The organism is Nonomuraea sp. NPDC003707 (assembly GCF_053587055.1).
Genome location: NZ_JBSFNK010000009.1, coordinates 322985 through 335416 on the forward strand (window position 1 = coordinate 322985; position 12432 = coordinate 335416).

The 12432-nt window shown below is 71.3% G+C and carries 10 protein-coding genes; 5 read left to right on the forward strand and 5 right to left on the reverse strand.

Annotated elements, in window-relative coordinates; genetic code table 11:
• Window positions 1–93 precede the first annotated feature (93 nt).
• The 3 genes from ACWDRB_RS25535 to ACWDRB_RS25545 form a co-directional block, all read right to left on the reverse strand.
• Window positions 94–1347: a serine/threonine-protein kinase gene (locus ACWDRB_RS25535; protein WP_449897431.1), complete on the reverse strand. Its 1254-nt coding sequence runs from the start codon at window positions 1345–1347 to the stop codon at window positions 94–96.
• Window positions 1334–2305, reverse strand: coding sequence for a LacI family DNA-binding transcriptional regulator (locus ACWDRB_RS25540; protein WP_449897433.1), 972 nt, complete (start codon window positions 2303–2305; stop codon window positions 1334–1336). The genes ACWDRB_RS25535 and ACWDRB_RS25540 overlap by 14 nt, the downstream gene beginning before the upstream one ends.
• A 202-nt stretch (window positions 2306–2507) precedes the next feature.
• A complete protein-coding gene (locus ACWDRB_RS25545; protein WP_449897435.1) occupies window positions 2508–4649 on the reverse strand; it encodes a transglycosylase domain-containing protein in 2142 nt (713 codons plus the stop codon).
• A gap of 297 nt (window positions 4650–4946) precedes the next feature.
• On the opposite strand from ACWDRB_RS25545, the gene ACWDRB_RS25550 reads away from it, so the two are divergent.
• The 4 genes from ACWDRB_RS25550 to ACWDRB_RS25565 are packed head-to-tail and all read left to right on the forward strand — an operon-like array spanning window position 4947 to window position 8268.
• Window positions 4947–6239 carry a hypothetical protein gene (locus ACWDRB_RS25550; protein ID WP_449897437.1) on the forward strand — a complete coding sequence of 431 codons (1293 nt, stop codon included), beginning with the start codon at window positions 4947–4949 and terminating at the stop codon, window positions 6237–6239.
• Entirely contained in the window at window positions 6236–7234 is a 999-nt protein-coding gene (locus tag ACWDRB_RS25555; RefSeq protein ID WP_449897439.1) for a hypothetical protein, read from the forward strand. The genes ACWDRB_RS25550 and ACWDRB_RS25555 overlap by 4 nt, the downstream gene beginning before the upstream one ends.
• A gap of 41 nt (window positions 7235–7275) precedes the next feature.
• Window positions 7276–7797 (forward strand): MarR family winged helix-turn-helix transcriptional regulator, encoded by a 522-nt coding sequence (locus tag ACWDRB_RS25560; protein WP_449897441.1) that lies wholly within the window; start codon window positions 7276–7278, stop codon window positions 7795–7797.
• Window positions 7798–7827: 30 nt separating this feature from the next.
• Window positions 7828–8268: an STAS domain-containing protein gene (locus ACWDRB_RS25565; RefSeq protein WP_449897444.1), complete on the forward strand. Its 441-nt coding sequence runs from the start codon at window positions 7828–7830 to the stop codon at window positions 8266–8268.
• On the opposite strand, the gene ACWDRB_RS25570 is transcribed toward ACWDRB_RS25565, so the two are convergent.
• Window positions 8256–9662: a dihydrolipoyl dehydrogenase family protein gene (locus ACWDRB_RS25570; protein WP_449897446.1), complete on the reverse strand. Its 1407-nt coding sequence runs from the start codon at window positions 9660–9662 to the stop codon at window positions 8256–8258. The genes ACWDRB_RS25565 and ACWDRB_RS25570 overlap by 13 nt on opposite strands.
• Before the next feature lie 167 nt (window positions 9663–9829).
• Between ACWDRB_RS25570 and ACWDRB_RS25575 the strand changes: the two genes are divergently transcribed.
• Window positions 9830–10918: a sialidase family protein gene (locus ACWDRB_RS25575; protein ID WP_449897448.1), complete on the forward strand. Its 1089-nt coding sequence runs from the start codon at window positions 9830–9832 to the stop codon at window positions 10916–10918.
• 4 nt (window positions 10919–10922) lie between these two features.
• On the opposite strand, the gene ACWDRB_RS25580 is transcribed toward ACWDRB_RS25575, so the two are convergent.
• Window positions 10923–12428 (reverse strand): IucA/IucC family protein, encoded by a 1506-nt coding sequence (locus ACWDRB_RS25580; RefSeq protein ID WP_449897450.1) that lies wholly within the window; start codon window positions 12426–12428, stop codon window positions 10923–10925.
• Window positions 12429–12432: the final 4 nt, after the last annotated feature.

Here is a 12432-nt window from a genome sequence, read left to right on the forward strand (position 1 = left end):
GAGCGCTCCCATCAGGGGATGTGGCACGCGGCGTGCTTTGCGAGGGGTACGGACCGCGTATGAGGGGTACGGCGGGTGCTGCCGTACCCCTCCTCAATCACGATCCAGCGCGGCGTCGATGTCGTCGAGCCTGGCCTGCAGCTCGCTCAGGCAGGCGGGCGCGAGCCGCCCCTCGCCGAAGCGGTCGGACAGTTTCTGGCGCAGGTTGTCCGTCCTCGACACCGACGGGCCGTGCGGTCCCACCGCGGCGTGCAGCACCTGTTTGAGGTCCAGCACCACGTCCGCGTCGGTCGCGCCGCACGGCGTCCTGGCCTCCAGCACCGTGTTGAAGCCGTCCACGGCCTGCTCGACGGTGGCGGCCGTGGCCGGCGTGCTCTCGATCAGCCTGGCGGTCGGGGGCGCCTTGACCGTCACCTCCGGCTGCGGCTTCTGCTGCTCCTGCTGAAGTCCCGTCTGCTGGAACCACAGCAGGGCCGAGAGCGCGACGGCCGCCGAACCGGCGACCGTGAGGCCACGTCTGACATGCCGCCCGAGGGTCGCCGCACTCAGCGCGGAGGTCAGCGCCGAGACGATCTCGGCCGCGGTCGGCCGCCGGTCCGGCCGGTCCGCCAGGCAGCGCTGGCAGAGCGTGGCCACGGAGTACGGCACGCCGGCGACGCGGGGCGGGGGATACGTCCTGCGCGCGGCCTCGATCTCCTCCCACGTCGTCTCCGGGTACGGCGTCCGCCCGGTGAGCATGGTGTGCAGCAGCACGCCGAGGGCGTACACGTCGACCGCGGGATGGGTCGGCGCGCCGAGCAGCCGCTCGGGGGCGACGTAGGGAGGGGTGCCGCGGTCGTCGTCGGGGTCTCCGGCCCAGGCCGCGATGCCGAAGTCGAGCAGCTTGGGTCCGTCGGCGGTGAGCAGCACGTTCTCGGCCGTGACGTCCCGGTGGACCAGGCCGCGGGCGTGCCCGGCCATCAGGACCCGGGCCAGCCGCAGCGCGATGGCCGCCGCCTCGGTCCACGGCAGCGGCCCCTGCTCGATGCGCTCGGCCAGCGGTGTGCCGTCGAGCAGCGGCATCACCACGTAGGCGGCGACGCCGCCGTTCGTGGTGACGGTCTCGCCGTAGTCGTAGATGTCGATGGAGTCGGGGTGGATGAACCGGGCGGCGGCGCGCGCCTCGCTGCGGGCGCTCATGCGCTCGCCGCCGCCGGCATGAAGTGAGGCGGTGAGCACCTTGACGGCGATCATCCGGTGCAGCGACTGGTCGAAGGCACGCCAGATGACCGACATGCCCCCGCGGGCCAGCGGATCCAGCAACAGATACCTGCGGGCCAGTATGTCCCCCGGCTCAAGCCGACTCACGGACGACCAGTTCCGTAGGGAGTACGGGGTCGATCCCCGCGGCCCCCGACAGGAGCAGCCGGGTGGCGACGGTGGCGAGCTCCTCGACGGGCTGGCGGATGGTGGTCAGGGTCGGGACGGTGTGCCTGGCGACCGGGGCGTCATCGAACCCGATCACCGCCACGTCCGCCGGCACCTTGCGCCCGGCCCTGCGCAGTGCCTGGATCGCGCCTGCCGCCATCAGGTCCGAGGCGACGAAGACGGCGTCCAGACCTGGGGCGTGGCGTAACAGCCACTGCATGGCGTGGGTGCCGGAGGCCGCGGTGAAGTCCCCGTAGGCCACGGGCACGTCGGGTGCGCCCGCCGCCTGCAGGGTGCGTACCAGGCCTTCTAATCGGTCGCGCGCGCCGGGTAAGGACGGTGGTCCGCCGATGGCGGCGACGTTGCGGCGGCCGGATAACAGGAAGTGCTCCGCCGCCTGGCGGCCGCCGTCGAGGTTGTCCACGTCGGCGTACGGGAGTTTGAGGTCGTGTGGCGGGCGGCCGATGTTGCGCACGGGGACGCCCGAGGTGGACAACTTGATCGCCAGGGGGTGCCGCTCGCGCGCGCCCACGATCAGCACCGCGCCGGACAGCACCGGCAGTACGGACGACGTGGGCGTGACGGTGGTCACCATGAGATGGGTGCCGTGTTCGGCGATCACGGCTCCTGCGGCGGACAGGAGCCGTGCGTAGTAGGGCTCGGAGAACAGGCGTGGGAGGTGGTCGCAGATCACCGCCGTGACGCCGTCGGCCATGGTCTTGGCGGCCGTTCCCCGGGGGGCTCGTTGGCGGACGTATCCCATGCGGGACACGGCGTCGTAGACTTGCCGGCGGGTCGAGGTACTGACCCGCACCGAGCCCGTGAGGACTCGAGATGCGGTCGCGGGGGAAACCCCTGCAGCGGCCGCCACCTGTGCCAGTGTGGGCTGCTCGGTCATGGAGCACCTCGCGGAAAAGATCCTGGGAGCGCTCCCACGTTACCAATGTTTCGGCGCTGTTAATAGGGCCTTTGCTGGGAGTGCGTCCCACTGTGCGGACGCACTCCGAATTTGCTCAGCTAGAGGCCCTGGTAACCGACAGTTGTTTTTGTGCCGAACGTTGATCACGCAATATTTGCGTGTCTGATTTTGCCCTATCCGGTCATTGAGTCACGTTGGTGCCGATCTCTGCCTCGTCGAGGCCCCCGTCCGTGTCGTCCGGCTGGGGGCGCACCGGCTGCTGGGGCTGGCAGCTCGAACCGCAGCCGCCGAAGCGCGCGGTGTTCACCGGGGTGAAGTCCGTCGCCGGGATGCCCTTCAGCGCGGACAGCATGGTGTCCTTCCAGATCGGGCCGGGGATGGACGCCCCGAAGACCGAGGGGTAGTACCGGCCGCCGATGGTGATGCGGTTCAGCTTGTGCGTCACCGCGCCGCGCGGGTCACCGATGCTGACCGCGCCCGCGAGGTCGGGGGTGAACCCGGCGAACCAGGCGGTGGACTGCTCGTCCGTGGTGCCGGTCTTGCCGGCGGCCGGCCGGCCGATGCCGCCGACGCCCTTCATGGTGCCCTTGGTGAACACGCCGGAAAGGATGCTGGAGGCGGCGTCCGCGACCTCCGCGTCGAGCGCCTGCTTGCACTTGGGCTTGTAGTTCGTGACCTTGCCGTCGCGGTCCTTGATCGAGGAGATGGCCATCGGCTCGCAGTACTTGCCGCGCGCGCCGATCGCGGCGTACGCGTTGGCCACGGTCACCGGGTCCATCTCGTTGATGCCGAGCGTGAACGTCTCGAACTCCTGCAGGTCCTGCCCGTCGGAGCGCTCGATGCCCAGCGACTTGGCCGTCTTGACCACGTTGCACAGGCCCACCTTCTGCTCCAGCGCCATGAAGAAGGTGTTGACCGAGCCCCAGGTGCCGGTGGCCAGCGACTTGAAGCCACCGCCGCCGCCCTCGGCGTTGGTGACGGTGAAGCTGGGCTCACCCATGTTCTGGCCCTTGCAGTTCTTGAACGACCAGTAGGCCGGAGCGCGGTAACCGCTGCCCACCGAGATCCCGTCGTTGATCTTCATTCCCTGCTTCAGGGCGGTGAGCAGGGTGAACGTCTTGAACGTCGAGCCGGCCTGGAAGCCGGTGCCGCCGCCGTGCACCGCGTTGGCGACGAGGTTGTAGGACATCTCGTTCTTGCGCTTGCTGGTCCCGTACTTGCGGCTGGCGGCCATGGCCTTGATCGCGCCCGTGCCCGGCTGGACGAGCGCCTCGGAGGCGACCGGGTTGTCGGAGGCGAACACGTGCTTCTTGATGGCCAGCTCGGCGGCCTTCTGCATCTTCGGGTCGAGCGTGGTCTTGATCTCCAGGCCACCCCGGTTGAGGAACGCGGTCCTGGCCTTCTTCGTCTTGCCGAAGTCAGTGTTGCTGAGGATCTCGTTGCGGACGTACATGCAGAAGTACGGGTAGTCGCTGGCCTCGCAGCCACCGGGCAGCGGGGTGCCCTTGTAGCCGAGCTTGGTCTTCTTGGCCTCGGCGGCCTGCTCCGGCGTGATCTTCTTCAGCTCGGCCATCCGGTCGAGCACGACGTTGCGCCGGAACAGCAGCCGCTCCTTGAACTCCTTGCCGCGACTGGGGTCGGTCTGGAGCGGGTCCTGCACGGCGCCGGCCAGGGTGGCGGCCTGGGGCAGGGTCAGGTCGGCGGCCTTGACTCCGAAGAAGCGCTTCGCGGCCGCCTCGATGCCGTAGGCCCGGGCGCCGAAGTACGCGATGTTCAGGTATTTCTCGAGGATCTCGTTCTTGGTGTACTTCTCCTCGATCGCCATCGCGTAGCGCAGCTCGTTGAGCTTACGGGCGTAGCTGGCCTCGAGGGCCGCGTTCTTCTCCTTGGTGGTGCTCGCCGAGTTGAGCAGCACCTGCTTGACGTACTGCTGGGTGATGGACGAGCCGCCCTGGGCGATGCCGCCCGAGGTGAGGTTCTTGGCCAGGGCGCGGACGGTGCCCTCGATGTCGATCGGGCCGTGCTCGTAAAAGCGGTAGTCCTCGATCGAGATGATGGCCGTCTTCATGATCTCGGCGATGTCGTCGAGCTTGACGTTCTCGCGGTATTCCTCGTAGAACGTCGCGATCGGCTTGCCCGTGGAGTCGAGCACCGTCGTCCTCTCCGCGAGGGGCGGCTCCTTGAGGTCCCGCGCCTTGAGGCCTAGGTCCTCCGATGCCGAGACGAACATCGCTCCGGTGCCTCCGACCGCGGGCAGTGCGATGGCCGCGGCCACTACACCGGCCGCTGCCGCCGCCCCGGTCAGGCGCGCGATACTCGACAAACGGGAACCCATGGTTGTAAAACCTCCCCCTCGTGGCATTAGGGTGCATCCTAAACCCCGCCATGACGTGCTCTCGGTAAAAGCTTGGACGCCGCATGGGGCAGTTTTGTTCGCACGGGAAGCGGGATTTTTCCGGCTCTGGCGTCGTTACGCCGGATCGTGGCGGGTGGGGCGCCTGTGGCGCCTGTGACGATCTTCAGTTTCTGCCAGGTGCGGGCAAAGAAGCGTGTTGACGCGCGGGTGATCGTCCGCCCGTCTGGCAATGTCTGTTTCCTGCCGGTCATGGTGGGGGGACTTATGCGTCGTGCCGGAGATGGCGAGCATTTCGATCGGTTGCTCGCCGCTGCGAGGACATATTGGGGCGAGAGCCCCAGCGGTGAGAGCTGCGTCGTGGCCGAGGCGTTCGACCAGGACATCAGAGTCGTGGTACGGACGCTCATGGTCGCGAAGGCGGTCTGCGAGCTGCTCTCCGCGCGGCTGTTCGCGCTGGTCGAGCCCGAGTGGCGGAGGCTGGCGGAGATGTTCGGGGCCGAGGGGGACGGCCGGCCGCGGGTGCCGCCGGCCGCGCTGGTCACCAGCCGGGCGGATCCGTACGTGATCAGGGACATCCCGGTCGTGCACGTCCACGGGACGGGGTCGCTGAAGGCGTACGCGATCTTCCCCGACCAGGGGCCCTGCTCGTTCCGCGAGGAGCTGCCCGCCAGGGTCGGCGCGTTCTTCGAGCGGCACGTCTGGCCGTACCGGGACACGATCAGGCCGGGCGCGGAGCGGACGGCCTGGCGGGCCAAGAGCGGCTACCAGATCCGCACGGAGACCGAGCGGAACCAGCTGCGCGACTACGGCTGCGCCCGCCTGGGCCTGGACCCGCGGCGGCCGACCATCGCGGTCTTCGGCCACACGCCGGGCGAGGACACCGAGCTGTTCCAGTCGACGGTGGACTTCGCCTCGTCGGACCCGTCGGCGAACTGGCTGTTCCTCGACCCCGTCGGCTACCCGCACTCCCGGGTGAGGTGTGTGACGGGAGCCCTGTCCACGAACCTCCTGTGGAGCATGGCGGACGTGTGCGTCACCTTCGGCGACAGCGACCTGCCCGCGTTCGGCATCCCGGTCGTCCAGGCGGGCTGGTCGGTGGGGAGCGCCTGCGGCGGCACGCACGTGGCGCGCGACCCGTCGGACATCCGCCTGTGGCTGGACGAGGCCATCGCCAAGCACGAGAAGGGCGAGTCCATCCTGGAGCCCGAGCAGCGCGACCGCGCCCGCCTGTGGCTCTGGCTGCGCCGCTGCGGCGCGGACGTGCCCACCCAGCTCCTGCCGCACTGGGAGTACGGCGTCGACTACGCGCGGGCGCTGGCCGTGAACCTGTGGCACGTGGAGCGCGACGGCGACCCTCTCTACAGCGCGGTCGCCCGCATGTGGACCAGGCGCGAACCCATGCTCACGCGGTTCGACTTCCACGACCCGGCGGGGCCGTTCATCAGGAACGCCTTTGACCGGTTCCCGCGGTTCGGCGATGTCGTCCGTACCGACGAAGACCCCATGAGCAGCTTCCACGAGCCGGAAGAGTCGTCATTCACGAGGAGCACCCCATGAGCACCCCAGGATCCGCCACCGAGCTGGACCAGCTGATCCTCCCCGCGATCCCGCCCGTCCACGTGCGCAGCGGCCAGATCGCCGCGCTGCAGGTGACCGACAGGCTGCAGCGCGGCAGTTCGATCGTGGGCAGGTTCGAGACCTCGGGGCTGGCCGGGTTCAAGGTCTCGGCGCAGGGGCGCGCGCTGCGGGTGCTGGTGTCGCTGTCGACCGACGATCGGTCCGTGAGCGGCTGGGACGCCGGCAAGACCGACCTGGTCGGCCTGCAGCCGCGCCTGGTACAGGTGCGCTCCCAGGGGCGGCTGCGCCAGTGCGTGCTGCTCAGGGGGCGGCGGGCGCACGCCCAGGTGGCCTTCGACCTGACGGCGGATGAGATCCCCGACGACGGGCTGATCTGCGTCGAGGTGCTCGACATCACGGAGGGCGACGGGGTCAGCGAGGAGGTCCGCCAGGCCGTGTCGGGGCACGTCGTGCCCGACGGCGTGGCCGGGCTGCGGCTGGACAAGGTGGTGTTCGAGGAGCCGCCGGCGGTGGACTTCGATCCCGACACGCTCGACGGGTTGCGCTGCGAGGTGTCCTCGCTGATCAGCGCGGGCGGCCTGGCCAACCGCAATCGGCAGGGCACACGCGTGCTGCGCGCGGGCATGTTCGTGGTCAACCCGGTGCTGAAGGACACGTTCGGGTCGAGTGGCCGCCTCACGCTCAGGCTGGGCACGAAGGCGGAGCCGGCCAGCCTCATCCCCGCGACGTGGCGGCGGGTCAACAGCGAGTGGCGCTGGATGCGGCACGCCACCAGGAAGCTGCTGGGCATCGCGGCGCCGCCGGTGGAGCGGGTCATCAGCATCAGGGACGGGGACCTGGGGCTGCCCGAGCTGCGCACGGACGGCAACGTCACCGAGCTCACGCTGCCCAGCCCCACGGGATCGCCGTACCTGGTGATCATGGGTCAGTGCCTGGGCGCGGTGCCGACGCTGGAGTCGGGCGCCACGCACTAGTACGGGCGTGAACTATCCCTGCTCGAATAAAATCCTGGGTCATGGACGACGCGGTCGAAAGGATCCTCGGGGAGTGGCGGCGCGAGCGGCCTGATCTCGATCTGACGGCCATGGGCGTCTTCGGGCGGCTCGCCCAGGTGATGCGCGTCCTGGAGCCGCGGGTCGACCGGGTGCTCACCCGGCGCGGGCTGCGGCAGGGGGAGTTCGACGTGCTGGCCGCGCTGCGCCGGGCCGGCCCGCCGTACACGCTGATCCCGTCGGAGCTGTCGGCGGTGCTGATGATGTCGCGGGCCGGCATGACCAACCGGCTCGACCGGCTGGAGGCGGCGGGGCTGGTCGAGCGCAGCCTCGACCCCGACGACCGGCGCAGCTTCCACGTCCGGCTGACCGGCGAGGGCCTGCGGATCATCGACGAGACGCTCACCGAGCACGCCGCCAACCTGGCCGACCTGGCCTCCCCACTCACCCCCGAGGACACCGAGACGCTCGCCGCGATCCTGCGCAAGCTGCTGGACGGGCCGCTCGGCAACCCGGAGCTCCCAAAAAATCGCGAAAATCCGTGATATCCCCGCTCAGGGGGAAGTCGTTTCTAGGTGAGGAACGGCTTGTACATCGAGACGATCCGGCACCTCCATTGCACGGTCTTGCGCGCCGGCGGCGAGCTCGACCACGCGGGCCGGGTCCGCTTCAGCGCCTGCATCAACGCGGTGTGGGACTGGAGTGTGGGGCCCGTGCTCGTATTCGATCTTGCGGATCTGGATTTTTACGACTCGTCCGTCATTGGGGTGCTGGCGATGGCGATGCAGCGGATGGAGGAGCAGGGGAGCGGCCGGATCATCCTGGTCCGGCCGTCGGACCACCTGCTGTCGGTGCTGCGGCTGACTGACCTGCTGTCGCGGGTGGAGCTGCGGGAGAGCGTCGAGGAGACGGTGGCGGAGCTGATGCTGGACGACTCGGCCCGCGGCTCGCCGTCGTCCGCGCACCCGCGCCCCTCGACCCCCGCCCCTGACTCCTCCGGGCGTCAGAGGCCGTAAGCCTCCAGCAGGCGCAGCCATACCTCGCTGACCGTCGGGAAGGACGGGACGGCGTGCCAGAGGCGCTCCAGCGGCACCTCGGCCGTCACCGCGATCGTGGCACTGTGCAGCAGCTCGGCCGTGCCCGGCCCGACGAACGTGACGCCGAGCAGCACCTTCCTGTCCTCGTCCACCACGGCCCTGGCCCGGCCGCGGTAGCCGTCGCCCAGCAGGTAGGCCCCGGTGACCGAGCCCAGCTCGTAGTCCACCACGCGCACCCGGAACCCGTCCTCCCGGGCCACCGCCTCGGTCCTGCCGACCGCGCAGACCTGCGGATCGGTGAAGACGACCTGCGGCGCGCCGAACCCGTCCGCCAGATCCCGCATCGCGGGCAACTCGTCGCCACGCGCCCGCGCGGCGATCACGTCACCGCAGATCCTGGCTTGGTACTTGCCCATGTGGGTGAGCAGCGCGCGCCCGTTGACGTCGCCGACCGCGTACAGCCAGCCGTCGGGGACGCCGGTCGCCCGCATGCTGTCGTCCACCTCGACGTACTTCCCGTCGGCCAGGCCGATCGTGCCCAGCCCGATGTCGCCGGTCGCGGGCCGGCGGCCGGTCGCGACCAGCAGCTCGTCGGCCTCCACCGGGGGGCCCTCGGGCAGGTGGACGGTCACCTTCCCGCCGGGCTCGGGGCGCTCGATCCTGACGGCGTCGGTGCGGGTGCGCACCTCGATGCCCGCCTCCGCGAACGACTCGGCCACCAGCTCTCCCGCGAACGGCTCCATCCTGGCCAGCAGCCCGCCGCCGCGTACCAGCACGGTCGTCTGCCGCGCGCCGAGCCCGTGCATGGCCTGGGCCATCTCGCAGGCGACCACGCCGCCGCCGAGCACGACCAGCCGTTCGGGGATGGCGCGGGCCGCGGTCACCTCATGGCTGGTCCAGGGCTCCGCCTCGACCAGCCCGGGGACCCGGGGGAGGGCCGCCGTGCTGCCCATGGCCAGGACGACGGCCTGCCGGGCCGTCAGCACCCGCTCGCCGCCGTCCTCGGTGGTGACGCGTACGCGCTTGGGGCCGTCGAGCCGCCCGTGCCCGCGTACGAACTCGGCCGGCACGCTCTCGATCCACCCGACCTGCCCGGAGTCGTTGTAGTTCGAGACGGTCTCGTCGCGCCGGGCCAGCACGGCCTCCGCGTCGACGGGCCCCAGCGACAGCCCGGGGACCCGCGCCACCTCGCCTATCAGGTCGACCGGCCGCAGCAGCGCCTTGCTCGGGACACACGCCCAGTAGGCGCACTCGCCGCCGGCCAGCCGCTCCTCGACGATCGCCGCGGTCAGGCCGCCGCGGACCGCCCGGTCCACGACGTTCTCACCGGCGGGACCGGCACCGATCACGATGACGTCGAACTCGTCAGCCACCACGCCTCCAGGAGCACTCGCTTATGGGGTGAACTCTTTCATGCCGCCGGCCCGGCCATGCTGAGGACAGGCCGGTTGGACGCCCCCTCTGTCCCTTACATCCCTCCTCCACCGCCCGTCACACTCGTCTTCACGTCTCGTTCACCCGGCGGCCGTAGCGTGCCCGCATGGCGGATCGTTACCCGACGTCAGTGCCGTACCGGCAGCGGACGGACGGCTACAACACGTACCGGATCCCCGCGGCGGTGGTGACGAAGGCGGGCACCGTGCTGGCGTTCGCGGAGGGGCGGCACGCCTCTGCCGGGGACTCCGGCCACATCGACGTCGTGCTCAGGCGCTCCACGGACGGCGGCAGGACCTGGGGCGCGCTGCAGGTGGTCGCCACGGAGCCGCGCCGGGGCACCGCGGGCAACCCCGCGCCCGTGGCGCTGGCCGACGGCCGGATCGTGCTGGTCTTCGTCAGGCAGGGGCCGCAGGCCACCGAGGACAAGATCCGGCGCGGCCAGGTGGCGGCGGCCGACGGGCGGCGGGTGTTCGTGCAGGTCAGCTCGGACGACGGGGTCACGTGGTCGGCGCCTCGCGAGATCACCGGCAGCGTGAAGCGCTCCGAGTGGCGCTGGTACGCGACCGCTCCCGGCCACGCCGTAGCGCTGCGCAGCGGGCGGATCGTGGTCCCCGCCAACCACTCGCTGCCGCCCGGCGGGTCCGACAACGGGACCGAGGGCAAGTACAACGGCGGCCACGGGCTGCTGAGCGACGACGGCGGCCAGACCTGGCGCATCGGATACGTCGACGACAACCCGGACGGATACGTCAACGTCAACGAGACCACGGCCACCGAGCTGCCGGACGGGCGCCTCTACCTCAACACGCGCACCGAGTCCACCGCCCCCGGCACCAGGGCCGACGCCTACTCGGCCGACGGCGGCCAGACCCTCCTGCTGCCCTTCCGGCCCCAGGCGGGGCTGGTGGGGCCGGTGGTGGAGGGCAGCACCCTGTGGTGCTCGTCGCCGGACGTGCTCCTGTTCTCGGGGCCGGCCGCTCCGGACGCGCGGGCGCTGATGACCGTACGCGCCAGCGACGACCTGGGGGTGACCTGGCGGGTCGCGCACACGGTGTCGGGTCTGCCGGCGGCCTACTCCGACCTGGTCCGGGTGGACGGGGACACGGTGGGCCTGCTGTTCGAGACCGGCGACTTCGGCGCGTACGAGAGCATCGCCTTCCGCCGCCTCCCCGTCACCGAACTCGCCCCCTGACCGGTCACGAGCCGAGCGGGTTGGGCAGCCTGGTCCAGCTGTCACCGGGCGGCGCGCCCTCCAGGCGGGCGAGCAGGTGGGCCTTGACCGTGAGGTGCGGGCCGAACAGGGCCCGGCGGTCCTCGGCGCACGCGAACTCCGCGGAGCGCGCGGCCGCGGCCACGACGTCCCACAACCGGGACTCGGCGGCCCGGTCGCCCCGGCAGAACAGCGCGATCAGGCTGCCGAACGTGGTGCCGACGAGCCCGCCGAAGAGCTTGGCGTGCAGCGTCCCGGGGTCGTCGGTGAGCAGCCTGGCGCTGACCGGCGGCACCTCGATCCCGTTGCGGGCGAGCCTGGCGGGGCTGATCCTGACGTCGGCCAGGTCCCGGTAGACCAGCCGGCGCGGGAGGCCGTCCGGGTCGAGCTCGACGAGCAGGTTCTGGCCGTGCGCCTCGAGCGCCACGCCGAGCGCCAGCAGGCCCAGCGCGTCCCTCCAGACCAGGCGGGCGAACGCGGCCAGCCAGGCCGCCGGGTCCCGCACGGTCGCGCGGGTGACGGCGCCGACGGGGATCGCGTTCCCGGTCGGCTCGCGGAGCATGGCCGACACGTCGGGGCTGTGCTCGCCGTTCACCTTCCCGGCGGCGCCGGCCAGGTAGCGGGCGATGCCGAGCCGCCCGCCCAGCCGGCCGGACAGGGTGAAGAGCAGGTCCGACAGGTGGACGCAGTCGCGTACCGAGCCGGGGGAGATGTCCCTGACGCCGGAGGTCATCCGGGTGCTGAACGCCGTCTTGATGTGCGGGCCGCCGTCGAGGGGCGCGAGGGTCCGTACGGACATCAGCGGGCGGGCCGGGACGGCGCCTGTCACCTGCGGACGCAGGCCCAGCGCGGGCAGGACGTGGGCGCTCTGCCAGGGGTGCACGGGGAGCAGGAGCCGGTCGCCGTCCATGAGCGCGGCCGGCCACGGGCCCGAGACCAGGCAGTCCGCGGCGGGCAGCGCGAGCAGGTCCAGGCGGACGACGGCGCGGTGCTCCGGCATGTAGGCGAGCTGCTCCGCCACGGAGACGCCGGGGCGGCTGCGGCAGCCCGGGTGGTACGGGTGGCCGTCCACCACGCTCTGCTCGTACTCCTCGGGGGTGGCCGGGACGCGGGCGGGCTCCGCGCGGGACAGCGCCAGCGAGGCCACGCTGTTGTCCAGGTCCTCGACCAGCCCGGCGGTGCCGGGCAGGTCCAGGGCGGCGAGCAGTTCGGCGGGGTGCGTGTGGGGGTGGTCGTCCAGCCAGAGCGCCGGCTCGCCCCCGAGGTCGTACGGCTCCCGCGCCGGCCCGGTGAGCACGCGGCCGTCCGCCAGCTCGACGCGGTCCTGTCCCCGCGTGCCCAGGAGCCCGGGGAGCGGTTCGTGGAGGAGGCTGCGCCAGAGGCGGCCGAGTACGGCGGCCCGCGCGTCCGGGAGGGCCGCGAAGTACGCCGCCGAGAGCTCCGGGCGCACCAGGGAAAGGTCGGCCGCGAATTCCGCCTCCCAACGCCTCATAATT